General features: G+C 53.6%; 25 protein-coding genes. 16 read left to right on the top strand and 9 right to left on the bottom strand.

Features of this window, described 5'->3' with window-relative positions:
• Positions 1-41 precede the first annotated feature (41 nt).
• The 4 genes from dinI to mdtH form a co-directional block, all read right to left on the bottom strand.
• Entirely contained in the window at positions 42-287 is a 246-nt protein-coding gene (gene dinI / locus SK38_RS08935; protein ID WP_003036157.1) for a DNA damage-inducible protein I, read from the bottom strand.
• Between the two features lie 65 nt (positions 288-352).
• The gene (pyrC, locus tag SK38_RS08930; RefSeq protein ID WP_048235657.1) at positions 353-1,399 is read right to left on the bottom strand and encodes a dihydroorotase; all 1,047 of its coding nucleotides are present in this window, start codon (positions 1,397-1,399) and stop codon (positions 353-355) included.
• A 105-nt stretch (positions 1,400-1,504) separates the two neighbouring features.
• Positions 1,505-2,065, bottom strand: coding sequence for a lipoprotein (locus SK38_RS08925; protein WP_020996498.1), 561 nt, complete (start codon positions 2,063-2,065; stop codon positions 1,505-1,507).
• 114 nt (positions 2,066-2,179) lie between these two features.
• A complete protein-coding gene (gene mdtH, locus SK38_RS08920; RefSeq protein ID WP_048235656.1) occupies positions 2,180-3,388 on the bottom strand; it encodes a multidrug efflux MFS transporter MdtH in 1,209 nt (402 codons plus the stop codon).
• Between the two features lie 259 nt (positions 3,389-3,647).
• Between mdtH and rimJ the strand changes: the two genes are divergently transcribed.
• The 4 genes from rimJ to murJ all read left to right on the top strand — a co-directional run bounded on the left by rimJ (position 3,648) and on the right by murJ (position 7,597).
• Positions 3,648-4,232, top strand: coding sequence for a ribosomal protein S5-alanine N-acetyltransferase (rimJ, locus tag SK38_RS08915; RefSeq protein ID WP_003832145.1), 585 nt, complete (start codon positions 3,648-3,650; stop codon positions 4,230-4,232).
• Between the two features lie 34 nt (positions 4,233-4,266).
• Positions 4,267-4,914 (top strand): YceH family protein, encoded by a 648-nt coding sequence (locus tag SK38_RS08910; RefSeq protein ID WP_048235655.1) that lies wholly within the window; start codon positions 4,267-4,269, stop codon positions 4,912-4,914.
• Between the two features lies 1 nt (position 4,915).
• Entirely contained in the window at positions 4,916-5,839 is a 924-nt protein-coding gene (locus SK38_RS08905) for a Gfo/Idh/MocA family protein (RefSeq protein ID WP_048235654.1), read from the top strand.
• 222 nt (positions 5,840-6,061) lie between these two features.
• On the top strand, positions 6,062-7,597 hold the full coding sequence (gene murJ / locus SK38_RS08900; protein WP_003832150.1) for a murein biosynthesis integral membrane protein MurJ: 1,536 nt from the start codon (positions 6,062-6,064) through the stop codon (positions 7,595-7,597).
• Between the two features lie 85 nt (positions 7,598-7,682).
• Here the strand turns inward: murJ and flgN are convergent, their stop codons facing one another.
• The 3 genes from flgN to flgA all read right to left on the bottom strand — a co-directional run bounded on the left by flgN (position 7,683) and on the right by flgA (position 9,155).
• The gene (gene flgN, locus SK38_RS08895; RefSeq protein WP_003036178.1) at positions 7,683-8,105 is read right to left on the bottom strand and encodes a flagella biosynthesis chaperone FlgN; all 423 of its coding nucleotides are present in this window, start codon (positions 8,103-8,105) and stop codon (positions 7,683-7,685) included.
• Positions 8,106-8,108: 3 nt separating this feature from the next.
• A complete protein-coding gene (gene flgM / locus SK38_RS08890; protein WP_048214469.1) occupies positions 8,109-8,402 on the bottom strand; it encodes a flagellar biosynthesis anti-sigma factor FlgM in 294 nt (97 codons plus the stop codon).
• 93 nt (positions 8,403-8,495) lie between these two features.
• Positions 8,496-9,155, bottom strand: coding sequence for a flagellar basal body P-ring formation chaperone FlgA (gene flgA, locus SK38_RS08885; protein WP_048236460.1), 660 nt, complete (start codon positions 9,153-9,155; stop codon positions 8,496-8,498).
• Between the two features lie 157 nt (positions 9,156-9,312).
• Between flgA and flgB the strand changes: the two genes are divergently transcribed.
• The 11 genes from flgB (at position 9,313) to flgL (ending at position 19,245) form a co-directional block, all read left to right on the top strand.
• A complete protein-coding gene (flgB, locus tag SK38_RS08880) occupies positions 9,313-9,729 on the top strand; it encodes a flagellar basal body rod protein FlgB (protein WP_003036189.1) in 417 nt (138 codons plus the stop codon).
• A gap of 3 nt (positions 9,730-9,732) precedes the next feature.
• Positions 9,733-10,137: a flagellar basal body rod protein FlgC gene (gene flgC, locus SK38_RS08875; protein WP_003036191.1), complete on the top strand. Its 405-nt coding sequence runs from the start codon at positions 9,733-9,735 to the stop codon at positions 10,135-10,137.
• 11 nt (positions 10,138-10,148) lie between these two features.
• On the top strand, positions 10,149-10,847 hold the full coding sequence (gene flgD, locus SK38_RS08870) for a flagellar hook assembly protein FlgD (protein ID WP_003832158.1): 699 nt from the start codon (positions 10,149-10,151) through the stop codon (positions 10,845-10,847).
• A gap of 26 nt (positions 10,848-10,873) precedes the next feature.
• Entirely contained in the window at positions 10,874-12,166 is a 1,293-nt protein-coding gene (flgE, locus tag SK38_RS08865) for a flagellar hook protein FlgE (RefSeq protein ID WP_048235653.1), read from the top strand.
• Positions 12,167-12,186: 20 nt separating this feature from the next.
• Positions 12,187-12,942 (top strand): flagellar basal body rod protein FlgF, encoded by a 756-nt coding sequence (locus tag SK38_RS08860; protein ID WP_003832161.1) that lies wholly within the window; start codon positions 12,187-12,189, stop codon positions 12,940-12,942.
• A 13-nt stretch (positions 12,943-12,955) separates the two neighbouring features.
• On the top strand, positions 12,956-13,738 hold the full coding sequence (flgG, locus tag SK38_RS08855) for a flagellar basal-body rod protein FlgG (RefSeq protein ID WP_003036202.1): 783 nt from the start codon (positions 12,956-12,958) through the stop codon (positions 13,736-13,738).
• A 57-nt stretch (positions 13,739-13,795) separates the two neighbouring features.
• Entirely contained in the window at positions 13,796-14,494 is a 699-nt protein-coding gene (locus SK38_RS08850; RefSeq protein WP_046274759.1) for a flagellar basal body L-ring protein FlgH, read from the top strand.
• 33 nt (positions 14,495-14,527) lie between these two features.
• Positions 14,528-15,604 (top strand): flagellar basal body P-ring protein FlgI, encoded by a 1,077-nt coding sequence (locus SK38_RS08845; RefSeq protein WP_048236459.1) that lies wholly within the window; start codon positions 14,528-14,530, stop codon positions 15,602-15,604.
• A complete protein-coding gene (flgJ, locus tag SK38_RS08840; RefSeq protein WP_048235652.1) occupies positions 15,604-16,554 on the top strand; it encodes a flagellar assembly peptidoglycan hydrolase FlgJ in 951 nt (316 codons plus the stop codon). Before SK38_RS08845 ends, flgJ begins: the two co-directional genes overlap by 1 nt.
• Before the next feature lie 64 nt (positions 16,555-16,618).
• Positions 16,619-18,277: a flagellar hook-associated protein FlgK gene (gene flgK, locus SK38_RS08835; RefSeq protein WP_048214465.1), complete on the top strand. Its 1,659-nt coding sequence runs from the start codon at positions 16,619-16,621 to the stop codon at positions 18,275-18,277.
• Between the two features lie 14 nt (positions 18,278-18,291).
• Positions 18,292-19,245 (top strand): flagellar hook-associated protein FlgL, encoded by a 954-nt coding sequence (gene flgL / locus SK38_RS08830; protein WP_048235651.1) that lies wholly within the window; start codon positions 18,292-18,294, stop codon positions 19,243-19,245.
• A 78-nt stretch (positions 19,246-19,323) separates the two neighbouring features.
• On the opposite strand, the gene SK38_RS08825 is transcribed toward flgL, so the two are convergent.
• Complete coding sequence (locus SK38_RS08825; RefSeq protein ID WP_048235650.1) at positions 19,324-20,523, bottom strand: MFS transporter; 1,200 nt, start codon at positions 20,521-20,523, stop codon at positions 19,324-19,326.
• 21 nt (positions 20,524-20,544) lie between these two features.
• Here SK38_RS08825 and SK38_RS08820 point away from each other — a divergent pair, with 21 nt between their 5' ends.
• Positions 20,545-21,570, top strand: a complete 1,026-nt coding sequence (locus SK38_RS08820; RefSeq protein ID WP_075553044.1) for a LysR family transcriptional regulator — start codon at positions 20,545-20,547, stop codon at positions 21,568-21,570.
• Between the two features lie 40 nt (positions 21,571-21,610).
• On the opposite strand, the gene rne is transcribed toward SK38_RS08820, so the two are convergent.
• The gene (rne, locus tag SK38_RS08815) at positions 21,611-24,874 is read right to left on the bottom strand and encodes a ribonuclease E (RefSeq protein ID WP_048235649.1); all 3,264 of its coding nucleotides are present in this window, start codon (positions 24,872-24,874) and stop codon (positions 21,611-21,613) included.
• Positions 24,875-24,906 lie beyond the last annotated feature (32 nt).

Here is a 24,906-nt window from a genome sequence, read left to right as displayed (position 1 = left end):
CCGGGGCGACCCGGCAAACAAACATCACTGCATATCATTATTTATTCGTTAATGAACCAGTCATCCGCGCTTTCCCAGGTTTCCTGTAGGATCTCGCTGATGCGCTCTTTGTCCTCTTTGGTCGCGCCAATAACCGACAGATTGTTTGCGCCGGCATAACGGACGGTAACGTTACCTTCGTTATCCGGAAAATGGTGCTGAATACGGCGGGAGAGTTCACCTGCCAGTGCGTCAATTGCACCGGCAGGTAAAGGTGAAGTTTTGGCAATAGTGACTTCAATACGCATAGTAGCCCCCTGTGGAATATACTGTTTATTTATACAGTTATTCGAATCGGTTGGCTACACTTTTTTTAGCTTTTTACTGACCAGCGTACCGTTTCGCCACCCAGGAAAGGCACCAGCGTATCGTCTTCCAACGCTATGCTCTCAGGAACCAGGTGCTCCACGCGTTCCAGCTCAATAAAGGTCTCATTTACCGGCAAACCATAGAACTGTGGGCCGTTGAGTGAGCAGAAGGCTTCGAAATGGTCCAGCGCATTCATCTCTTCAAACACGGTGGCATAGCTGCCTAGTGCGGTCGGTGCATTAAAGCATCCAGCACAGCCACAGCTTGACTCTTTGCGATGACGTGCGTGCGGCGCTGAGTCGGTACCGAGGAAGGCGCGCGTAAACCCGCTGGCAACCAGTTCACGCAGCGCCTGTTGGTGGACGTTACGTTTGAGGATCGGCAGGCAGTACAGGTGAGGACGAATCCCGCCAACCAGCATGTGGTTGCGGTTAAACATCAGGTGCTGTGGCGTAATAGTCGCTGCCAGATGCTCGTTACCGTCGCGCACGTATTCGGCAGCATCTTTGGTAGTGATATGCTCGAACACTACTTTCAGCGAGGTCAAACGCTGGCGCAGCGGTTCCATCACCGTTTCAATAAAGCGCGCTTCGCGATCGAAAATATCGATATCTGCATGCGTCACTTCGCCGTGCACCAGCAGCGGCATACCCAATTTTTCCATCCTCTCCAGCACCGGCATGATGGCGTCAATAGAGGTTACGCCATGCGTCGAGTTGGTGGTGGCATTGGCCGGATAGAGTTTTGCTGCGGTGAATACGCCTTCGTTAAATCCACGTTCCAGCTCGTTGGGATCCAGCGTATCCGTTAAGTAGCAGGTCATTAATGGTGTGAAGTCGTGTCCAGCAGGTACCGCGTCAAGAATGCGCTGGCGATAAGCGATAGCCGCGTCAACCGTGGTGACGGGCGGTGCCAGGTTCGGCATGACAATGGCGCGACCATAAATTTCACTGGTGTAGGGCACGACAGTTTTTAACATGTCGCCATCGCGAAAGTGAAGATGCCAGTCGTCTGGGCGGCGGATCTTTAAAACCTGGGATGGTGCAGTCATTAATATGCTCCGGCTGAGGATAGTCTTTTTTGCCGGAAACAAAGGATAAGCGGAAACGTTTTCGTTTGCACGAAAAAAAAGGGCGCATCGGCGCCCTCAGTTTTATTAGTCGGTGAACGGGATGATGATTTCCCCCGGTTTCACCTCAATTCCCTTCGCCAGTTTTTTCGCCAGTGCTTCACCCTGGCTACTGTCATCCTGCAGAATGTAGGCTGGCTGCTGGTTGAAATAGTTACGCAGCGACTGGTTTAAATAAGGCATCAGCGTTTGCAGTACCGACTGCATTTTTTCTGGTGTAACGGTCGCATCCACGACTTCCATCTCTTGCAGATAAATTGCGCCTTTCTCTTTGTTGAATACCGGTAAGGCTTTTAACTTCAGCTTCATGGTCGCTTTTTGGCTGCCAAACAGGGAATTCATGTCCAGGTTGGCATCACCGGTCAGCGTCACTTTATTGGGTTCTTCACGGCCAATCTGACTGGCGAGATTATTTAGTACGATGTGTGCTTCAGCAACGCCGGGCAAGCCGATATCTTTAGAAAAGTTATTATGCTTTGCCAGGGCCTGATTAATTTCTTGCTCGCTAACCGTGTATTGCGTGAGTTGATTACAACCAACCAACAGGCCGCTGACAATCAGTGCAGCGGCAAAAAAAAACTTTTTCATGGGGTTCCTCAACATGATGCATGTGGCGTAATCGTGACACAAAGCATCATCGAGTACCAGCGCCCCGGACGCCAGCAGAAAAAACTGAAAAGCGCCCGGACGCAGGTTCGGCTATCAGGCGTCTGGCTCCAGCATGCCTCTCGTTGGGCGTTTGATACTGAATTGCCAGCCCAGCGCCAGGAAGGTGATGAGGCCGATAATACCGAGCATCATCCAGGGCAACTCAGGCTGTGCCAGGGCCTTGCCCATGTCAAACAGCCAGCCGCCGCCGATATATCCAATTGCGCCGCCGATAGCGAGCCCCAGTCGACTGAAGCCCATATAGCTTCCTCGGGCACGTGCATTCGCCAGTGAGGCGCTAAGGGTTTCACGCGCTGGTTCGGCGATGATCGAGCCAATATAGAACGTACAGATCAGGGTGAACAACTGCTGCAAATTCCCCACCAGACCGATCGGCATCATGCTCAGAGACATCACCAGCAGACCGGCCATCAGACGATGTTCAAGGCGAAAACGTTTTTCACTCCAGCGGGCAATTGGGTAGAGCAGCGTCAATGAGAGGCACGCCTCGATGGCATACATCCATTTCACGGCGGCCGGTGAACCTGCGATGTCGTTCACCATGATTGGCAGCATCAGCATCACCTGTACCGCCAGCATGTAATAGCCCGCCAGCGTCAGCACATAGGTGACAAAGCGCTTGTCATGCATCACGTGGCTCATCCCTTCGCGCACTGGAATTTTCACCGTCGACAGCTTCCATGCCGGGAGCAGCCAGGCGTTAAACGCCGCGCACAGAACGAACAAAATTGCGCCGGTGGCACAGACAAGACGGAAATCGTATTGCAATAACCAACTGCCAAGCAACGCGCCAACCACGGCCCCGGCGCTATCCTGCATCATCAGAATAGAGAAAAAGCGCCCGCGCTTTTCCGGGCGGATCAGTTTAACCACCAGCGCCGAGCGGGGTGGGTCGAATAGTGTACCGCCCAGTCCGGAGAGAAAGCAGGAAAACCACAGCAGCCACGGCTCATGGGCAATGCCCATGGTGGCGAACCCGGCAGCGCGCATCAGCATGCCGGTGACGATCATCGGTTTTGCACCGAAACGGTCCGCAATAGCACCGCCGAAAATACCCAACCCCTGCTGGATAAATTGACGTAATCCTAGTGCAATACCGACCATCACGGCGGCCCAGCCCATTTGGTCGACGAAACGAATTGAGATCAGCGGGAAAACGACGAAGAAACCCAGCACGACCAGCATATTATCGATGAGAAGGAAGTATTTACCCAGGTTCCTTGCCTGCGAGACTTGCGACATTTCCCCTCCAGGGAAAAACTCGTCACTCTGGATAGAGTTTAAAAGATAAGCACCTCCTATTCTGCGGTGTCGTCATCGCTTTTCCCACCCTTCGCGGGACAATATTTTTTTATCAAAAGTCCGTCTTGATAGAGAGTTTTCATCAAAATGTGTGAATAATTCAAAAAATGGCATTTTGCTCTTTTCACAGGGCGTATTCGCACAGGTATAGTAATGCGAATAGCGTATTGAAGACGTTACGGGAAGGAGTAGGTATAGAATGTTTGGCTATCGCAGTAACGTGCCAAAAGTGCGCTTAACCACCGACCGCCTGGTCGTGCGTTTAGTGCATGAGCGTGATGCCTGGCGTCTGGCAGATTATTACGCAGAAAATCGTCATTTCTTAAAACCCTGGGAACCTATTCGCGATGAAAGCCACTGCTATCCGTCCGGCTGGCAGGCGCGTCTGAGCATGATCTCTGAGTTTCATAAACAGGGCACCGCCTATTATTTTGCGCTGCTCGATCCGGACGAAAAAGAGATTATCGGCGTTGCGAACTTCTCAAACGTGGTGCGGGGATCCTTCCATGCCTGTTATCTCGGCTACTCCATTGCGCAGAAATGGCAGGGGCAGGGGCTAATGTATGAAGCCTTAACCTCGGCCATCCGTTATATGCAGCGCACGCAGCATATTCACCGCATTATGGCTAACTACATGCCACATAATAAGCGCAGCGGTGACCTGCTGGCGCGACTGGGTTTTGAAAAAGAAGGGTATGCCAAAGACTACCTGCTGATTGACGGGCAGTGGCGCGATCACGTGCTGACGGCGTTGACCACATCAGAATGGACCCCCGGCCGCTAAGTTTCAGATGCAGCCATGATTAATGGAGAAGACGATGAAATACGAATTAACCGCCACCGAAGCACGAGTGATTGGCTGTTTATTAGAAAAACAAGTGACCACGCCGGAACAGTACCCACTCTCCGTTAATGGAGTCGTAACAGCCTGCAATCAAAAAACGAATCGTGAACCGGTGATGAACCTGTCGGAATCGGACGTGCAGGAGCAGTTGGATAACCTGGTTAAGCGACATTTTCTGCGCACGGTGAGCGGTTTTGGCAATCGCGTCACGAAATATGAGCAGCGTTTCTGCAACTCTGAATTTGGCAATCTGAAGCTTAGTGCCGCAGAGGTGGCCATAATCACCACACTGCTGCTGCGGGGCGCTCAGACGCCTGGTGAACTGCGTAGCCGCGTATCCCGTATGTACGAATTCAGCGATATGGCCGAAGTGGAGTCGACGCTGGAAAATCTGGCGAACCGGGAAGATGGGCCTTATGTGATCCGCCTGGCGCGTGAGCCGGGCAAACGTGAAAGTCGCTATATGCACCTGTTTTGTGGTGAGGTTGATGAAGCCATTGCCGCGGCAGATGAACCCCCTGTAGCCTCCGGCGATCTGCAGGCGCGCGTGGAAGCGCTGGAAACGGAAGTCGCAGAGCTTAAGCAGCGACTTGATTCCTTGCTGGCGCACCTGGGAGACTAACGTGAAAAAATTACGTATCGGCGTAGTCGGCCTGGGCGGTATTGCACAAAAGGCCTGGCTACCCGTGCTAGGCACCTCCGCGGACTGGACGCTGCAAGGCGCATTTTCACCTTCACGCGATAAAGCACAGCGTATCTGTGACACCTGGCGAATACCCTACGTGGATTCATTGAAGAATCTGGCGCAAACCTGCGACGCGGTTTTCGTCCATTCCAGTACCGCGACGCACTATGCGGTAGTTAGTGAATTGCTGAATGCCGGAGTTCACGTGTGTGTGGATAAACCGCTGGCGGAAAACCTGCACGAGGCTGAGCAACTGGTCGAGCTGGCCGCGCGGAAAAAACTCACGCTGATGGTCGGGTTTAACCGTCGATTTGCACCGCTGTACCAGGATCTCAAAACCCAGTTGAGCACCGCAGCGTCTGTACGTATGGATAAGCACCGTACGGATAGCGTTGGGCCGCACGATCTGCGCTTCACTCTGCTGGACGACTATCTGCACGTGGTCGATACCGCTTTGTGGCTGGCGGGAGGGCAGGCGCAGTTAAAAAACGGCACGCTGCTGACCAATGAATCTGGTGCGATGCTCTACGCCGAGCATCATTTTTCTGTCGGTCAAATGCAGATAACGACCAGTATGCATCGCCGTGCCGGTAGCCAGCGCGAGAGCGTGCAGGCGGTGACGGACGGCGGCCTGATTGACGTAACTGATATGCGGGAATGGCGGGAAGAGCGTGGGCAAGGTGTTGTTCATAAGCCGATAGCGGGCTGGCAAACGACCTTAGAACAGCGTGGTTTTGCCGGATGTGCCCGTCATTTCATTGAGTGCGTGCAAAATCAGACGGTTCCCCAGACGGCAGGCGAGCAGGCGCTACTGGCCCAGCGTGTTGTTGAAAAGCTGTGGCGGGAGGCGATGGCTGAATAACCCCCTGTAACATCTGGCGGTAGTAATTCATTGTAATCCAGGTACTATATGCCCACTCAAAATAACACCTCTTTTCAACCATAGGCTGGTTTGTCGGCCTGATAAGGTGCCAGGGTGTCGCCATCAGGCACAGCAAAAGTGTCGGATGGCGGCGAGAATGCCTTATCCGACCTACGGGCAGGTTTGTCGGGGTTTTGCCTCAGAGTCTGGAATACAACATAGATGAATTTATTAAAGTCGCTGGCAGCCGTCAGCTCGATGACGATGTTTTCACGTGTGCTGGGTTTTGCGCGTGATGCGATTGTCGCCAGAATCTTTGGTGCAGGGATGGCGACAGATGCCTTTTTTGTGGCATTCAAACTTCCTAACCTGTTACGCCGAATTTTTGCCGAAGGCGCATTTTCGCAGGCGTTTGTGCCGATTCTTGCTGAGTACAAAAGCAAGCAGGGGGAAGATGCTACCCGCGTGTTTGTTGCCTACGTTTCCGGACTGTTGACGCTGGCGCTGGCCGTGGTGACGGTAGCCGGGATGTTGGCTGCGCCATGGGTGATATTAGTCACCGCGCCGGGATTTGCCGACACAGCGGATAAATTTGCGCTGACCACTCAACTGCTGCGGATCACTTTTCCCTATATTCTACTGATTTCACTGGCCTCACTGGTTGGTGCGATCCTTAATACCTGGAACCGCTTTTCCATTCCTGCGTTTGCCCCGACCTTTCTGAATATCAGCATGATCGGCTTCGCGCTATTTGCGGCACCCTATTTTAACCCGCCGGTGCTGGCGCTGGCGTGGGCCGTTACGGTTGGTGGCGTGCTACAGCTGATTTATCAGCTTCCGCACTTGAAGAAAATTGGCATGCTGGTGCTGCCGCGCGTGAACTTCCGTGATGCGGGGGCGATGCGTGTCGTCAAGCAAATGGGCCCGGCGATCCTTGGGGTATCTGTCAGCCAGATTTCACTGATCATCAATACGATTTTCGCCTCGTTTCTGGCCTCTGGCTCAGTTTCATGGATGTATTATGCCGACCGTCTGATGGAGTTTCCGTCCGGTGTTCTGGGCGTGGCGCTGGGGACTATCCTGCTGCCATCGCTGTCCAAAAGCTTTTCCAGCGGTAATCATGATGAATATTGTCGCCTGATGGACTGGGGCCTGCGCTTGTGTTTCCTGTTGGCATTACCGAGTGCCGTAGCGTTGGGTATTCTGGCCAAACCGCTGACGGTGTCTCTGTTCCAGTACGGTAAATTTACCGCCTTTGATGCCGCGATGACCCAGCGTGCGCTGGTGGCGTACTCGGTAGGTTTGATTGGCTTGATCGTGGTGAAAGTGTTGGCTCCGGGCTTTTACTCGCGCCAGGATATTAAAACGCCAGTGAAGATTGCCATTGTGACGCTGATTATGACCCAGGTGATGAACCTGGCGTTTATCGGGCCGTTAAAGCATGCCGGATTGTCGCTGTCGATTGGTCTGGCGGCATGTCTGAACGCTTCACTGCTGTACTGGCAACTGCGGAAACAGAAAATCTTTACCCCACAACCGGGCTGGAGCTGGTTCCTGGCGCGTCTGGTGATTTCCGTGCTGGTGATGTCTGCGGTGCTGGTTGGGATGCTCTACATCATGCCGGATTGGTCGCAGGGAACGATGTTGTGGCGTCTGCTGCGTCTGATGGCGGTCGTGGTGGCAGGTATTGCCGCTTACTTCGCAGCACTCGCCGTACTGGGCTTTAAAGTAAAAGAGTTTGTGCGCCGGACGGCGTAATGGATCAATGCCGGATGGCGGCATAACGCCGTATCCGGCCTACAAAAGGCGTAGGCCTGATAAGCAAAACGTTATCAGGCTGACATCAAATAGAGAATTTTTTCCCGCCGCGGTGCGCAGCAGAGGTTTGACCGTTTGCGCCATACAACGCCGGTTCCTGGTGCGGTTTCAGCACTTGTATTGCTTGTTGATTACGCTCGATCTGCCCTTCCAGCAGCCAACCGTTGTGCTGGTTGAGGTCGCGTAAATGCTGTGTTTTCTTGGTGATAGTCTGCCAGCGTTCAGCAATCTCATCATTGGCGCTGCGCGTGGCGTCATGCTCCAGGCGGCGCTGCTGCTCAAGATAATCAAGGGTTGCCAGCAAGGAGCTTTTTTCTTCTGTAATACGCTGTAGCTGGCTGCCGTTGATATGCCCTGCGGAAAGCTGCTGCTGTTCAGCATCCATTACCGTTTTCAGGTCATTGAGGACGGTCGTCATCTGGTCAAGTATTTCTGACAAACGAGTCATACTTTATTTACTCTGTAGGTAGCTCTGCGCCTCGCGAATCAGCGAGTCGGCAATTTTTCCGGTATCCATTTTCAATTCACCGTTACGGATTGCGGTTTTCAGTGCTTCCACGCGTTCCATATTGATGTCATTGCTGCCGGGCTGCATCAGTTTGGCCTGGGCGTCGCTCAGCATGACGCTGGTGCTGGTGGTCGCGGTGGTTTTTTCCTTCAGCGCTTTTTGTACCGGCGCATCGCTGGTTTCACGCGGCTGAACGGTGCTTACTGGCTTCAATGGTGAGGTACGATCAATGCTCATTTTATTTTTCCTCATCGAGGGGTTACGCTATAGCGGCCCGCTGTAATCATTGGTTGTTTATCTATCGGCACACGCTAAAAAATCTTTAACCTATTATAGGTTAATAAGAATATTCCCATCAGAATCGACGACGCCGCTCACCACCTGGCCTGAAATCATCCGCACTCGCGCATTCTGTGCGACAGCGGCGTTGTTCAGCGCTTTACCTTCGGCATTGACCCGAAAGCCATCTCCGTTAGCAATTACCAGCACGCGCTGACCGGCCTTGATCCGCCATGCCTGGCGCAACATCGAAAGCTGTATCGGTTGGCCCGGCACCAGATCGCGCAGGCTCACTGCATCCTGCACCTGACTCATATCCAGCACCGCGCGCGGCGGTAGTTGGTCCAGTCGACCACGTTTCAGCGTTACGCTGGCTGGGGTCAAGGTGCTACCTCGCGCTACGGACGCAGCGGCAACAACGTAGTTTCCCGTCGCCTGCACGTTCACTTGCAGATAACGTTTTTCGTTGGCACAGCGGGCCAGCACATTCACATTGCCCCACAGTTTCGCGCTACCTGACACGCTTAATGCTGGTTGTTCGCAGTTGGGCAATAAGTTTGGTGACGTTCGGATAGTGACCACCACCTCATCGCTAAATCCGGCCAGGCGCTGGGAAAACCATGCCGTTAGCTGCGAATTCAGGTCTTGCGCCAGCGTCATAGGGCTGAACAGCATTGCTGCCACGACTATTCCACGTTTAAACGTTTGCATCAAAACCTCGCGCTTTTTCAGGTAGTGGCAGGATTTTACCTGTGTGACGCAGTCATCAACGCAACAAATAGCGACGCATTTTGCGTTTATTCCGGCGATAACGCGCGCGTAATGGGATTTAAGCTGTCGGCTGAATTTTGTCATTTGCGGAGGAGATATGCTCGATAAGCTCGACGCCGCCTTACGTTTTCAACAGGAAGCGCTGAATTTGCGCGCCCAACGCCAGGAAATATTGGCGGCCAACATTGCCAATGCCGACACGCCGGGGTACCAGGCGCGCGATCTGGATTTCGCCAGTGAATTAAAAAAAGTCATGGTGCGAGGACGGGAAGAAACCGGCGGCGTTTCGTTGACGCTGACCTCTGCACAACACATCCCAGCCCAGACCGTTTCTGCGCCGTCTACGGAGCTGCTCTACCGTATTCCTGACCAGCCGTCTCTTGATGGCAACACGGTAGATATGGACCGGGAGCGCACGCAATTTGCAGACAACAGCCTCAAATATCAAATGGGGCTGACGGCGCTGGGTGGACAAATCAAAGGCATGATGAACGTGCTGCAAGGAGGGAACTAATTCGTGGCGCTGTTAAATATTTTTGATATCGCAGGTTCTGCGCTGACGGCTCAGTCTAAACGCCTGAACGTCGCGGCCAGCAACATGGCGAATGCGGATAGCGTCAGCGGACCCGACGGTCAGCCGTATCGCGCGAAGCAGGTTGTTTTTCAGGTAGATGCTGCGCCAGGCGCGGCAACCGGTGGCGTAAAAGTTGCTGACGTCATTGAAAGTCAGGCGCCGGATAAGCTGGTTTATGAACCCGGTAATCCCCTGGCCGATGCGAACGGCTACGTAAAAATGCCGAATGTGGACGTTGTTGGCGAGATGGTCAACACCATGTCTGCCTCACGTAGCTACCAGGCAAACGTCGAAGTGCTCAACACCGTGAAAAGCTTGATGCTTAAAACGCTGACGCTAGGCCAGTAAAGGAGGCGCACATGTCTATTGCTGTAAAAATGAATGACCCGAGCACGACGGGGGTTAATGCCGCCACGGGGAACAGCTCCCTGACGGGCAGCAACGCCGCTGACCTGCAAAGCAGCTTTCTTACGCTGCTGGTTGCACAACTGAAAAACCAGGACCCTACCAACCCGTTGCAAAACAACGAACTGACTACCCAGTTGGCGCAAATCAGTACCGTGAGCGGGATTGAGAAACTGAACACTACGCTGGGATCGATCTCTGGGCAGATCGACAACAGTCAGTCGCTGCAGGCCAGTACGCTGATTGGCCACGGTGTCATGATCCCGGGTACGACCATTCTGACCGGTAAAGGGACAGAAGAAGGTGCCAAAACTACGACAACCCCATTTGGCGTTGAGCTGCAGCAACCGGCAGATAAGGTTACCGCAACCATTACCGATAAAGACGGCAAAGTGGTACGCACCATTGACATTGGTGGATTGAAAGCGGGCGTTCATACCTTTACCTGGGACGGCACCATGACCGATGGCACGGATGCACCAAGCGGTTCTTACAACGTGTCAATTGCTGCCAGTAATGGCGGAACGCAACTGGTGGCACAGCCGCTTCAGTTTGCGCTGGTGCAGGGCGTTATTCGCAGTAACGGCGGTAATACGCTGGATCTGGGCACTTATGGAACCACCACCCTCGACGAAGTACGGCAGATAATTTAAGCCTTCACACTTATCAGGAGTAAGTCATGGCCTTTTCTCAAGCGGTCAGCGGTCTGAACGCTGCAGCGACCAACCTCGATGTCATTGGTAACAACATCGCCAACTCCGCCACCTACGGTTTTAAATCTGGCACGGCATCTTTTGCCGATATGTTTGCCGGTTCGAAAGTCGGTTTGGGCGTTAAAGTTGCGGGTATTACTCAGGACTTTACCGACGGTACGACCACCAACACCGGACGTGGTCTGGATGTTGCTATCAGCCAGAACGGTTTTTTCCGTATGGTAGACAGCAACGGTTCCGTTTTCTACAGCCGTAACGGTCAGTTCAAGCTCGATGAAAACCGCAATATCGTTAACATGCAGGGGCTGCAGCTGACGGGCTATCCGGCTACCGGTACACCACCGACGGTTCAGCAGGGTGCGAACCCGGCACCGATCACTATCCCGAATACGCTGATGGCGGCTAAATCCACCACCACTGCGTCAATGCAGGTCAACCTGAACTCCACTGACAAGGTTCCTACCAAGACCCCGTTTAACCCAAGCGATGCCGATTCCTACAACAAAAAAGGCAGCGTTACCGTTTTCGATAGCCAGGGTAATGCCCATGACATGAACATTTTTTATGTCAAAACAGGCCCTAACAAATGGGATGTCTACACCCAGGACGCCAGCGTTGCAGGTTCAGTGGCCAGCAAAAATGCGGTGATGAACTTTAGTTCTAACGGTACGCTGACTTCTGTGAATAATTATATTCCAGGGACGGTGCCAGTCGATCCAGCAGATCCGACTGGACCAAAAATCCCCGTTGAAGGTCCTGCTAATGCCCAACCGCAAATTCAGATCTCCACCGGTACGATCAATGGCGCAGTTCCGGCGAATTTCTCCCTGAGCTTCCTGAACTCCATGCAGCAGAACACCGGTGCCAACAACATCGTTGCCACGAATCAGAACGGCTACAAGCCGGGCGATCTGGTGAGCTACCAGATTAACAATGACGGTACCGTGGTCGGTAACTACTCCAACGAACAGCAACAGGTTCTGGGGCAGATCGTGCTGGCAAACTTTGCCAACAACGAAGGTCTGGCGTCTCAGGGCGACAACGTCTGGGCGGCGACTCAGTCTTCTGGCGTGGCGCTGCTGGGTACCGCAGGCGAAGGTAACTTCGGCAAGCTGACCAACGGTGCGCTGGAAGCGTCAAACGTGGATTTGAGTAAAGAACTGGTGAATATGATTGTCGCCCAGCGTAACTATCAGTCGAACGCGCAGACCATCAAAACCCAGGATCAGATCCTCAACACGCTGGTCAACCTGCGCTAAGCGCCTGACGGGATGGCTTAATGGATCACGCAATTTATACCGCCATGGGCGCGGCCAGTCAGACGCTGAATCAACAGGCGGTGACGGCCAGCAACCTGGCAAACGCCTCCACGCCAGGATTTCGTGCGCAGCTCAATGCACTGCGTGCGGTTCCTGTAGAAGGATTGTCTTTACCGACGCGTACGCTGGTGGTGGCCTCCACGCCGGGGGCTGATATGACGCCCGGTCAGATGGACTATACCTCCCGCCCGCTGGATGTGGCGCTGCAACAGGATGGCTGGTTGGCTGTGCAGACCGCAGACGGTAGCGAAGGATATACCCGTAACGGCGCTATTCAGGTAAGTCCAACGGGTGAACTGACTATTCAGGGACACCCGGTAATTGGCGAAGCTGGACCGATAGCCGTACCAGAAGGCTCGGAAGTCACCATTGCGGCGGACGGGACAATTTCTGCACTTAACCCAGGCGATCCGGCTAATACGGTCGCGCCAGTGGGGCGGTTGAAGCTGGTGAAGGCTACAGGGCTTGAAGTGCAACGTGGCGATGACGGTATGTTCCGTCTGACCCAGGCCGCGCAGGCTACCCGCGGTGCAACGTTACAGGCCGACCCCAGCATCCGTGTGATGTCGGGCGTGCTGGAAGGCAGTAACGTTAAACCGGTTGCTGCGATGAGCGACATGATCGCCAACGCCCGCCGCTTTGAAATGCAGATGAAAATTATCAGTAGCGTGGATGATAACGCGGGCCGCGCCAACCAACTGCTGTCGATGAGTTAATACAGGACATTTTATGATCAGTTCATTATGGATCGCCAAAACCGGCCTGGATGCACAGCAAACCAACATGGATGTGATTGCCAACAACCTGGCAAACGTCAGCACCAACGGATTTAAACGCCAACGTGCCGTGTTTGAGGATCTGTTGTACCAGACGATTCGTCAGCCTGGCGCACAGTCTTCTGAGCAGACCACACTGCCGTCTGGTTTGCAGATTGGTACCGGTGTACGTCCGGTTGCGACCGAGCGTTTACACAGTCAGGGTAACCTGTCGCAGACTAACAACAGTAAAGATGTGGCGATTAAAGGCCAGGGCTTTTTCCAGGTCATGTTGCCCGATGGTACGTCCGCTTATACCCGCGACGGTTCTTTCCAGGTGGATCAGAACGGTCAGTTGGTGACGGCGGGTGGTTTTCAGGTTCAGCCTGCCATCACCATTCCGGCTAACTCGCTCAGTATCACCATTGGACGCGACGGTATTGTCAGCGTGACCCAACAGGGGCAGGCGGCGCCTGTTCAGGTAGGGCAGCTTAACCTGACAACCTTCATGAACGATACCGGTCTGGAAAGCATTGGTGAGAATCTGTACACCGAAACGCAGTCATCCGGTGCGCCGAACGAGAGCACGCCGGGGCTGAACGGCGCGGGTCTGCTGTATCAGGGCTATGTTGAAACCTCTAACGTCAACGTGGCGGAAGAGCTGGTAAACATGATCCAGGTTCAGCGCGCTTACGAAATCAACAGTAAAGCGGTATCGACCACCGATCAGATGCTGCAAAAACTGACGCAACTCTAAAGTGGAGTCCGGTGGGGTGAAAACCTCACCGGCACACTGATTTTGAAGATGACCGCAATGCGAAAATACGCGCTTCACCCATACCCAATTTTAGCCCTGCTGGTGGTTTCACTAACAGGATGTGCCTGGATCCCGGCCACGCCGCTCGTGCAGGGCGCAACGTCTGCCCAGCCCGTTCCAGGTCCAACGCCAGTGGCGAATGGCTCAATCTTCCAGTCGGCACAACCGATTAACTATGGTTATCAGCCACTCTTTGAAGATCGTCGTCCACGCAATATTGGCGATACGCTGACCATCGTATTGCAGGAAAACGTCAGCGCGAGCAAAAGCTCTTCGGCGAACGCCAGCCGCGACGGCAAGACAAACTTTGGCTTTGATACCGTTCCGCGCTATCTGCAAGGATTGTTCGGTAACGAACGTGCAGACGTAGAAGCCTCCGGCGGTAACTCCTTTAACGGTAAAGGTGGCGCGAACGCCAGAAATACCTTCAGCGGTACGCTGACCGTAACGGTCGATCAGGTACTGGTGAATGGCAACTTACATGTCGTGGGTGAAAAACAGATCGCTATAAATCAGGGCACTGAATTCATCCGCTTCTCCGGGGTTGTTAACCCGCGCACCATCAGTGGCAGCAACTCCGTACCGTCAACCCAGGTTGCGGACGCGCGTATTGAGTACGTCGGTAACGGCTACATCAATGAAGCGCAGAATATGGGCTGGTTGCAGCGTTTCTTCCTTAACTTGTCGCCGATGTAAGCGAGGTACCCAGTGTTTAAATCTTTTGTTGGAATGGTACTGGTGCTGATAACCACCTTTGCGCATGCTGACCGTATTCGTGACCTGACAAGCGTTCAGGGGGTGCGGGAAAACTCGTTGATAGGTTATGGGCTGGTAGTCGGTCTGGATGGTACGGGTGACCAGACCACCCAGACGCCGTTTACGACGCAAACGCTCAATAACATGCTTTCGCAGTTGGGGATAACCGTGCCAACTGGCACCAATATGCAGCTGAAAAACGTGGCGGCGGTGATGGTTACCGCGTCATTTCCTGCATTCGGTCGTCAGGGACAAACCATCGACGTAGTGGTCTCCTCTATGGGGAACGCCAAAAGCCTACGCGGCGGTACGCTGCTGATGACCCCGTTAAAAGGGGTCGATAGTCAGGTGTATGCCTTGGCTCAGGGGAATATTTTGGTGGGCGGTGCGGGCGCGGCTGCAGGTGGCAGTAGCGTGCAGGTTAACCAGCTCAATGGTGGACGCATTACCAACGGCGCGATTATCGAACGTGAATTACCCAGCCAGTTCGGCGGTGGTAACACCATTAATCTGCAGCTCAATAATGAAGATTTCACGATGGCGCAGCAGATTACCGACACCATCAACCGCTCGCGTGGCTTTGGTAACGCAACAGCGTTGGATGCCCGAACCATTCAGGTTCGCGTACCAAGTGGCAACAGCTCGCAGGTGCGTTTCCTCGCTGATATCCAGAATATTGAGGTGAACGTCACGCCGCAGGATGCGAAAGTGATTATCAACTCGCGCACCGGATCTGTCGTCATGAACCGTGAAGTGACGCTGGATAGCTGTGCTGTGGCACAAGGCAACTTGTCGATTACGGTAAACCGCCAGGCGAACGTCAGCCAGCCGGACACACCGTTTGGCGGTGGACAAACCGTGGTGACGCCTCAAACCCAGATTGACCTGCGCCAGAGCGGTGGTTCGCTGCAAAGCGTGCGTTCCAGCGCCAACCTGAACAATGTGGTACGTGCGCTGAATGCGCTGGGGGCAACGCCGATGGATCTGATGTCCATTCTGCAATCGATGCAGAGCGCGGGTTGCTTACGCGCCAAACTGGAAATCATCTAATGATTGGTGACAGCAAACTGTTGACCAGCGCTGCCTGGGATGCGCAATCACTGAACGAACTGAAAGCGAAAGCGGGCCAGGACCCGGCGGCGAATATCCGTCCGGTCGCCCGTCAGGTTGAAGGGATGTTCGTGCAGATGATGCTGAAAAGCATGCGTGAAGCGCTGCCGAAAGATGGCGTGTTTAGCAGCGATTCAACGCGCTTGTATACCAGTATGTATGATCAACAAATTGCGCAGCAAATGACCGCAGGCAAAGGTCTGGGGCTGGCTGAAATGATGGTCAAGCAGATGACTGAAGGGCAAGCGCAACCTGAGGATGACGCGCCGCAGGTGCCGATGAAGTTTTCACTGGAAACGGTGACCAGCTATCAAAATCAGGCATTGACGCAACTGGTCCGCAAAGCCATCCCCCGGGCGACGGAAAGCAATGATGAGCCGCTGTCAGGTGACAGTAAAGACTTCCTCGCCCAGCTATCGCTGCCGGCTAAGCTGGCCAGCCAGCAAAGCGGCGTCCCGCATCATCTGATTCTGGCACAGGCGGCGCTGGAGTCCGGATGGGGGCAGCGACAAATTCGCCGTGAGAACGGTGAACCGAGCTTTAACATTTTTGGCGTGAAGGCTTCAGGAAGCTGGAAAGGTCCAACCACTGAAATCACCACGACTGAATATGAGAACGGTGAGGCGAAAAAGGTGAAAGCCAGATTCCGCGTCTATAGCTCTTACCTTGAGGCGTTGTCGGATTATGTCGGTCTGATATCGCGTAACCCGCGCTATGCGGCAGTGACCGCTGCCTCGACCGCCGAGCAAGGGGCGCAGGCATTGCAAAATGCGGGTTACGCCACGGACCCTAACTATGCGCGAAAATTAACCAGCATGATCCAGCAGTTGAAATCGATGAGTGAAAAAGTGAGCAAAACCTACAGCACGAACATCGATAATCTCTTTTAAATAGCTCAAGTCTACCGACCTGCTGCCGATAATAACGAGTATTGAAGGATTACAAGGAACCTCCATGTCCAGCTTGATTAATAATGCGATGAGTGGACTCAGCGCAGCGCAGGCCGCGTTGAATACTGCCAGTAACAACATCTCCAGCTATAACGTTGCCGGATATACCCGACAGACGACAATTATGGCGCAAGCGAACAGCACGCTGGGTGCGGGGGGCTGGGTAGGCAATGGTGTCTATGTTTCTGGTGTACAACGTGAATATGACTCCTTTATCACTAACCAGTTGCGAGCAGCGCAGAACCAGAGCAGCGGTCTGACGACACGTTATGAGCAAATGTCAAAAATCGACAATCTGCTCTCCAGCAAAACCAGTTCTATTTCGACCTCCATGCAGGACTTTTTTACCAGCCTGCAAACGCTGGTCAGCAACGCCGAAGATCCGGCGGCACGCCAGGCGCTAATCGGTAAAGCTGATGGATTGGTAAATCAGTTTAAAACGACCGACCAGTATCTGCGCGATCAGGATAAGCAGGTCAATACCGCGATTAAAGCCAGCGTTGATCAGATCAACAACTATTCGAAACAAATTGCCAGCCTCAACGACCAGATTTCTCGTATGACAGGCGTCGGCGCAGGTGCGTCTCCTAACGACCTGCTTGATCAGCGCGATCAGCTGGTCAGTGAATTGAATCAGATTGTCGGTGTTGAAGTCAGCATTCAGGATGGTGGCACTTACAACCTGACCATGGCCAACGGCTATTCGCTGGTGCAGGGCAGCAATGCACGTCAACTGGCGGCAGTGCCTTCCAGCGATGATCCTAATCGTACAACTGTGGCCTACGTTGATGGCGTTGCCGGAGCTGTTGAAATTCCGGAGAAACTGCTGAATACCGGTTCACTGGGTGGACTGCTCACCTTCCGTTCTCAGGAGCTGGATCAGACGCGTAATACCCTCGGCCAACTGGCGCTTGCATTTGCCAGTGCATTTAACGCTCAGCATAAAGAAGGTTTTGATGCCAACGGCGATCAGGGTAAGGATTTCTTTGCTATCGGCAGCCCGGAAGTCTTCAACAACGCGAAAAATACGGGCACAGGATCGTTAAGCGCTAAGATCACTGACAGCTCCGCTGTACAGGCGACAGATTATAAAATCGTTTTTGATGGGAAGGACTGGCAGGTTACTCGCCTGGCGGATAATACCAGCTTCAAAGCCACCGTTACCGGTGGAAAAATGTCCTTTGACGGGATGGAAATCACCGTTAATGCTGGCGCGAAAGCTAATGACAGTTTTACTGTAAAACCCGTGAGTAACGCTATCGTTGATATGAAAGTTATGGTGACCGATGAGTCGAAAATCGCCATGGCTCAAGTGTCTAAAAATGATACGGACCCCACGATCGATAAAGGCAAGAGCGACAACCGTAACGGTCAGAAACTGTTAGATCTGCAAACCAAAGCGACTGTCGGCAATAAGACCTTCAACGATGCATATGCCACGCTGGTAAGCGATGTCGGGAACAAAACCGCTACGCTGAAAACCAGTGCCACCACCCAGAACAACGTGGTGACACAGCTTTACCGGCAGCAACAGTCTATTTCCGGCGTTAACCTCGACGAAGAGTACGGTAATTTACAGCGTTTTCAGCAGTATTACCTGGCTAACGCGCAAGTGCTGCAGACCGCGAATGCGTTGTTTGATGCACTGATTAATATCCGCTAAGGGAGAGGGACACAATGCGTATCAGCACCCAGATGATGTACCAGCAGAATATGCGTGGCATCACTAACTCTCAGGCTGAATGGATGAAGTTCGGCGAGCAGATGTCAACGGGCAAACGCGTGATCAACCCATCAGACGATCCGATTGCCGCCTCGCAGGCCGTGGTACTTTCTCAGGCTCAGGCGCAGAACAGCCAATATACGCTGGCACGCTCATTCGCGACGCAAAAGGTGTCGCTGGAAGAGAATGTTCTGAGCCAGGTGACGACGGCAATTCAGGCTGCACAGGAAAAAATCGTTTATGCCGGGAACGGAACGTTAAGTGATGACGACCGTGCATCGCTGGCCACCGACCTACAGGGGATCCGCGATCAGCTGATGAACCTGGCAAACAGTACCGACGGTAATGGTCGCTATATTTTCGGTGGATATAAAACAGAATCCGCACCGTTTGCCCAGGCAGATGGCGCTTACAGCGGCGGTACAACAAACGTTACCCAACAGGTCGATGCCTCCCGAACCATGGTGATTGGTCATACTGGCGATAAAGTATTCGCCAACCTGACAAGCAACGCGGTACCGGAACCTGGTGGCGGCACTCAGGAAAAGAACCTGTTTAAAATGCTGGATAGCGCGATTGCAGAGCTCAAAATCCCGATTGCGGGTGATGATGTGGCAAAAGACAAAGCCGCTGCTGCCATTGATAAAACCAGCCGTGGCCTGAAAAACTCGTTGAATAACGTCCTGTCTGTTCGTGCAGAATTAGGTACGCAGCTGAGTGAATTAAGCTCGCTGGATTCACTGGGTGCCGATCGTGCATTAGGCCAAACTCAGCAGATGAGTAATCTGGTGGATGTCGACTGGAACGCCGCGATCTCGTCTTATGTCATGCAGCAGGCTGCGCTACAGGCATCCTATAAAGCGTTCACCGATATGCAGGGAATGTCGTTGTTCCAGCTCAATCGTTAACGCCTCGTTTTGAAACATATCTTGAAACTGGGTATGTTTGTCTGCCCGCTCCTTTAACACCCCGGAGCGGGCATTTTTTTAGGCAACCGACGTCTTACTAAGCGACGGGTTCCCCGTCAGTCTTATGACCAACGCAATTGCACTGCTGAAGGTAGCCAATGCAACGACACCTTCCCAATTTGCCAGGGCGTAGACCTGACTTCCGAGAACCGAACCCAGCGACATACCGATAAACACCATCGTAAACAGCAGAGCGTTCAATCGTCCTCGTGCCAGAGGTTCCAGGCTATAGACCAGATTCTGGTGGGCAACCAGGCTGGATTGCAATCCGAGATCAAAACCTACCGCCGAAAGGGCGATGAGCAGCCACTGCCCCTGAACGGGCAGGGCGGGTAACAAAAACATCAGTGCGAAAGATACCGTTACCAGCAAAGCACCCAATTGCGTTACTTTTGCCGCACCCACTTTATCGGCAAGATGGCCCGCCATCGGTGCGGCAAGCGCTCCGGCTGCTCCCGCGATACCAAAAGCACCCGCTATAGCGCTACCCATGTGGTAATGCTCAGATAACATTACCGCCAGCGTAGACCAGAAGGCGCTAAAAGCAATGGACAGAAAGCCTTGTGCCAGTGCTGCGCGGCGCAAGGTGGAATATCGTTGCCAAAGTTGCGCCATTGAGAACATTAATGATGGATAGCTCAACGTGGAATGGACCGTAAAGCGAGGCAGTACTTTCCACATAATCGCGGTAATTACGGCAATGCTGACGGCAGCGAGTTGGTACATCTCGCGCCAGCCAAACGCTTCGCCCACCACTCCACTGACGGTACGTGAGAGTAAAATCCCCAGCAGAAGGCCCGTCATCACCGTGCCCACCGTTTTTCCCTGCTTGCCTTCGGGCGCCAGTATTGCCGCCGCAGGCACAATATCTTGTGCCATGGTTGCCGCCATTCCCATCAGCAGGCTCACCAGTAATAGCGAATGCAACTGACCGGTAAAGCTACAGGCCAGCAGCAGCGCGGCAAGAGAGATGCTTTTCAGCAGGATTAATGTCCGGCGGTCATAACGATCGCCTAATGGCAATAAAAACAATATACCTAACGCATATCCCGCCTGGGTCAGCGTCGGGACCAACCCCATACCGGTGAGACTTAAGGCCAGATCCTGACCCATTAAAGGCAGAAGAGGCTGGGCGTAGTAGATAGCGGCCACGCTGAATCCGGCGCCCATTGCCAGAACAAAAATGACCCAACGGGAAAGTGCGGTATGTGTGTTCACAAATGATTCCTCAATCACAGGATGTGCGGCTATTTTTATCCTTCAGCGAGTGGCGCGGTAGCGAGCGCAGTGGTAAAACAGTTATACGTCAGGCGTATGATGAAACTGAAAATGATAAAAAATGAGCGTATAGACAGGGTGGAGCTGATGCGTACGTTTGTACGTATTGTTGAAGCAGGATCGCTTTCGGCAGCAGCAAAACAGATAGGGACGACGCAGGCGACCGTTAGCCGACGGCTGCAATCGCTGGAAACGCTGCTGGGTGTGAAACTGCTTATGCGTACCACGCATGCGATGAAATTGACCGACGATGGTGAAAGAGGCTATCAGCATGCTAAGAAGATTATTGATGCCTGGCTGGCGCTGGAAGATGGACTTAATGTCACAGAAGATGAACCGGTGGGGACGTTGCGAGTCCGCGCACCGCATGCGTTCGGGCAACAACAACTACTTGAGCCGCTTTTGCAGTTTCTTTCGCGCTATCCCCAGTTGGCAGTAGAGTGGATGCTCAACGATAAAACCGTTGATTTTCTGAGCGATAATATTGATTGCGCGATCAGGGTTGGTGCTGAGGTGGATCCGGCCACGGTTTCCGTCTTACTGGCTGAAGTTCCCCGTAGTATGGTGGTGAGTCCAGGACTGCTGGAGCAATATGGCGAGCTTTCTCATCCTGAGCAGTTATCAGCGCTGCCCTGGATTGCCGTGAACACGTTTTATCAGCATAGCGTTTCGTTGTTGCACCAATTGCGTAATGAGCCAGTCACGCTGAATATTTCACCCAGATTAAGCACAGACAGTATTTATGTCGCAAGAAATGCCGCGCTGGCGGGGTTGGGAGTGACAATTGTTTCAAGCTGGATGGTGGCGGAGGATATTGCCAATGGACGTCTGGTTGCGTTGCTACCTGAGTGGCATGCGGCGCCGTTGCCTGTACATTTGGTTTATCCGTGGGCGCGTTACTATCCGACCCGCTTACGCAAGTTTCTGGCCCTAATGAAGGATGTTATGCCGCAGCTGACGGGGATGAAAGGTGTAGATCAGATATAAAAAAGCCGACCCGAGGGCCGGCTTTGATATTGATTATGGCTTACTCAACAGGCTGTGGACGTGTTGCTGGCGCAGTCGCTTGATGCGTTGCGCTGTGTCCACCTGCGGCACCTTTGCCTTCAAAGGCGAATGCCGGACGCTGCCAGTCGCTATGACGCGGCGCTTCTGGCACATATTCCGGTGCCGGAGCGCGGGTCATTGGCGCGGTTGCATGGCTGTGCAGGTGTTCAGCATCAGCGCTGGCTGCGACAACTTCAGCCTTAACGACTTCAGTTTCGACGACAGGCGCGGCAACAACGTCTTTCGGCGCTGCAACCTCTTCAACAACTGGCGTTGTTTCCACAACCTCAGTAATCTCTTCAACCACTTCTGGCTGGGGAATAACAACCTCTGCAGGCTCTTCGGCAACCGGTGCAGTCACAACGTCAGCCACAGGTTCGGCTTCAGCGGTGATTTCTTCTGCTACGGGCGCATCAGATGCAGCGATAATTTGCGGTTGTTCCTCGACCGGGGTCGCAATCACTTCCGGATGCGTGGTTTCAACCTGTGTGGTTTCAACAACGGCGGCCTGAGGCTCAGCTACGACAACCTCTGGTTGCACGGCTTCAACCGGCGCAGGGGTATCCACAATGTGTTCAACGGCAGCGGCAGCAACCTGAGGTTCTACGGCGACAGGTGCAGCTTGCTGCTGGATCATTTCCTGTTCGCGCTGTTCTTCAACCTGCTGATCCTGAGGACGTGCAACAGGGTAGCGGATCCAAACCTTACCGGACGCTAATTCAGGAGATGCGCAGGCGACCGTTAACGGCATCGGCGACTGAACCGGATAACGCTCGTCACGGTAACGACGACGACGCTGTCCACTGACGCGCAGATGGCGAGGAGAGCGGCGAGAACGACGCGGCATACCGTTGGCGTCACGAGCTTCGCTGTTGTCTTCCTGCTCAGTCGCAACGACGGCTGGCAGATCAACTTTCGCCAGTTCGGTGCGCTGTGCCGGTACCGGCTGTTCTGTTGGTTGAGCAACAGCAGTTTCAGCGATTGCAGCAACAGTAGCCACTTCGGCTTCAACCGCCGGACTGTCTGTGAAACGCACTTTCTGAGTCAACTGACGCTGTTTGCGGCGGGTTTGAGGCTGACGTACGCGCTCTTCCTGCTCGGTATCCTGCACAGGTTGTTCAGCCTGGTTCAGCTCTTTAACTTCCTGCTGAGCCTGACGCTTGTCATCGTTACGACGGCGGTTGCGTTCACGACGCGGCGCCTGCTGTTCATCACCGGATTTCGCTTTGTCTACAACATCAGTGGTTTGCTGGCGGTTATCGCGAGCTTCCGCATTTTGCTGCTGGGACTGACGACGGTTACGGCGGTTATCTTCACGGTTTTCGCCGTTTTCTGAACGTTCGCTACGGTTGTCACGGTCACCGCGATTATCACGGTTATCACGACGATCGTTACGGTCGCGACGATTGTTCTGACGCGGTTTACGACGATCCTGCTGGCGTTCGGTTTTCTCTTCAGCTTTCGGCGCAGGTTGTTCAACCGGTTTCACTTCTTCGCTACCACCGAAGATGGACTTCAGTGCGCCAAAGAAACGGCTAATCAAACCGGGCTGTGCGGCAACGGCTGCGGTTGCTGCTGCAGCTTTAGGCGCGGCGGCTTTCGCGGCAGGTTCCTGCAGAGCAGGGGCTGGCGGAACGTCAGGCATGGCGAAGGTGGCCAGCGCCGGTTGCTCAGGCTGTTTACGCTCGACGTACTCTTCTTCCGTCGGCAATGCCATTGCCTCTTCATGCAGTTTCGGCAGCAGGTAGCTCAGGGTCGGTGTTTCTTCCCCTTTGCGTACGCGCAGCACAGAATAGTGCGGGGTTTCCATCTGATCGTTTGGCACGATCACACAGCGCACGCCATTCTGACGCGTTTCGATAGCATTAACCGCGGTACGTTTTTCGTTAAGCAGGTAAGAGGCGATTGGCACAGGAACAATAGCGTGAACTTCTTGCGTATTTTCTTTCAGTGCTTCTTCTTCGATCAGACGCAGAATAGACAGCGACAGTGATTCGTTATCACGTACGGTACCGGTGCCGGAGCAGCGCGGGCACACGTGATGGCTGGATTCACCCAGAGACGGGCTCAGACGCTGACGAGACATCTCCAGCAGACCGAAGCGAGAAATATGACTGATCTGAATACGCGCTCTGTCCTGGCGTACGGCCTCGCGCAGACGGTTTTCAACCGCGCGCTGGTGGCGAACCGGCGTCATATCAATGAAGTCGATTACAATCAGACCGCCGAGGTCGCGCAGGCGCAGTTGACGCGCAATTTCATCGGCTGCTTCAAGGTTAGTGTTGAACGCAGTTTCTTCGATGTCGCCGCCGCGAGTTGCGCGTGCGGAGTTGATATCGATAGCGGTCAGTGCCTCTGTGCTGTCAATAACGATTGAGCCGCCGGACGGCAGACGTACTTCGCGCTGGAATGCGGACTCAATCTGAGACTCGATCTGATAGTGGCTGAACAGCGGGATTTCGCCGGTGTACAGTTTGATTTTGCTGCTGAAATCCGGACGACCCAGTGCGGCGATGTGCTGACGCGCCATCTCCATCACTTTCGGGTTATCGATAAGGATTTCGCCGATGTCCTGACGTAAGTAGTCTCGGAAAGCGCGAACGATAACGTTGCTTTCCTGGTGGATCAGGAACGGAGCAGGGCGGCTGTCAGCGGCTTTTTGAATCGCTTCCCAGTGCTTCAGGCGGAAGCTCAGGTCCCACTGCAGCGCTTCGGCGGATTTGCCGACCCCTGCGGTACGCACGATAAGGCCCATGCCATCAGGCAGTTCCAGGCTTGCCAGCGCTTCTTTTAATTCGGTACGGTCGTCGCCTTCAATGCGGCGGGAGATACCGCCCGCGCGCGGGTTGTTCGGCATCAGAACCAGATAACTACCCGCCAGGCTGATAAAGGTAGTCAGCGCAGCGCCTTTATTGCCGCGTTCTTCTTTATCGATCTGAACGATGACTTCCTGACCTTCGCGCAACACGTCTTTAATGTTGGGACGACCATGGGAGTTGTAGTTAGCGGGGAAGTATTCGCGGGCAATTTCTTTTAACGGGAGGAAACCGTGACGTTCAGCGCCGTAATCAACAAAAGCAGCTTCCAGACTCGGTTCAATACGGGTAATTTTGCCTTTATAGATGTTGGCTTTTTTCTGTTCGTGTCCAGGACTTTCGATATCCAGATCGTACAGACGTTGCCCATCTACAAGGGCGACACGCAACTCTTCCTGCTGAGTTGCGTTAATTAACATTCTTTTCATCGTAACTTACTCATTATTCTTACATTGACGAC

The sequence above is a fragment of the Citrobacter sp. MGH110 genome, from assembly GCF_001037515.1.
Taxonomy (GTDB): domain Bacteria; phylum Pseudomonadota; class Gammaproteobacteria; order Enterobacterales; family Enterobacteriaceae; genus Citrobacter; species Citrobacter portucalensis.
The sequence above is the reverse complement of the archived record's forward strand: the minus strand, read 5'-3'. Positions and strand labels throughout refer to the sequence as shown.

Bases quoted from the DNA above. Each gene is read 5' to 3' on its own strand.
- dinI (WP_003036157.1), bottom strand. From the start codon at position 287: ATGCGTATTGAAGTCACTATTGCCAAAACTTCACCTTTACCTGCCGGT.
- pyrC (WP_048235657.1), bottom strand. From the start codon at position 1,399: ATGACTGCACCATCCCAGGTTTTAAAGATCCGCCGCCCAGACGACTGG.
- SK38_RS08925 (WP_020996498.1), bottom strand. From the start codon at position 2,065: ATGAAAAAGTTTTTTTTTGCCGCTGCACTGATTGTCAGCGGCCTGTTG.
- mdtH (WP_048235656.1), bottom strand. From the start codon at position 3,388: ATGTCGCAAGTCTCGCAGGCAAGGAACCTGGGTAAATACTTCCTTCTC.
- rimJ (WP_003832145.1), top strand. From the start codon at position 3,648: ATGTTTGGCTATCGCAGTAACGTGCCAAAAGTGCGCTTAACCACCGAC.
- SK38_RS08910 (WP_048235655.1), top strand. From the start codon at position 4,267: ATGAAATACGAATTAACCGCCACCGAAGCACGAGTGATTGGCTGTTTA.
- murJ (WP_003832150.1), top strand. From the start codon at position 6,062: ATGAATTTATTAAAGTCGCTGGCAGCCGTCAGCTCGATGACGATGTTT.
- flgN (WP_003036178.1), bottom strand. From the start codon at position 8,105: ATGACTCGTTTGTCAGAAATACTTGACCAGATGACGACCGTCCTCAAT.
- flgM (WP_048214469.1), bottom strand. From the start codon at position 8,402: ATGAGCATTGATCGTACCTCACCATTGAAGCCAGTAAGCACCGTTCAG.
- flgA (WP_048236460.1), bottom strand. From the start codon at position 9,155: ATGCAAACGTTTAAACGTGGAATAGTCGTGGCAGCAATGCTGTTCAGC.
- flgB (WP_003036189.1), top strand. From the start codon at position 9,313: ATGCTCGATAAGCTCGACGCCGCCTTACGTTTTCAACAGGAAGCGCTG.
- flgD (WP_003832158.1), top strand. From the start codon at position 10,149: ATGTCTATTGCTGTAAAAATGAATGACCCGAGCACGACGGGGGTTAAT.
- flgE (WP_048235653.1), top strand. From the start codon at position 10,874: ATGGCCTTTTCTCAAGCGGTCAGCGGTCTGAACGCTGCAGCGACCAAC.
- SK38_RS08860 (WP_003832161.1), top strand. From the start codon at position 12,187: ATGGATCACGCAATTTATACCGCCATGGGCGCGGCCAGTCAGACGCTG.
- flgG (WP_003036202.1), top strand. From the start codon at position 12,956: ATGATCAGTTCATTATGGATCGCCAAAACCGGCCTGGATGCACAGCAA.
- SK38_RS08850 (WP_046274759.1), top strand. From the start codon at position 13,796: ATGCGAAAATACGCGCTTCACCCATACCCAATTTTAGCCCTGCTGGTG.
- SK38_RS08845 (WP_048236459.1), top strand. From the start codon at position 14,528: ATGGTACTGGTGCTGATAACCACCTTTGCGCATGCTGACCGTATTCGT.
- flgJ (WP_048235652.1), top strand. From the start codon at position 15,604: ATGATTGGTGACAGCAAACTGTTGACCAGCGCTGCCTGGGATGCGCAA.
- flgK (WP_048214465.1), top strand. From the start codon at position 16,619: ATGTCCAGCTTGATTAATAATGCGATGAGTGGACTCAGCGCAGCGCAG.
- flgL (WP_048235651.1), top strand. From the start codon at position 18,292: ATGCGTATCAGCACCCAGATGATGTACCAGCAGAATATGCGTGGCATC.
- SK38_RS08820 (WP_075553044.1), top strand. From the start codon at position 20,545: ATGTGCGGCTATTTTTATCCTTCAGCGAGTGGCGCGGTAGCGAGCGCA.
- rne (WP_048235649.1), bottom strand. From the start codon at position 24,874: ATGAAAAGAATGTTAATTAACGCAACTCAGCAGGAAGAGTTGCGTGTC.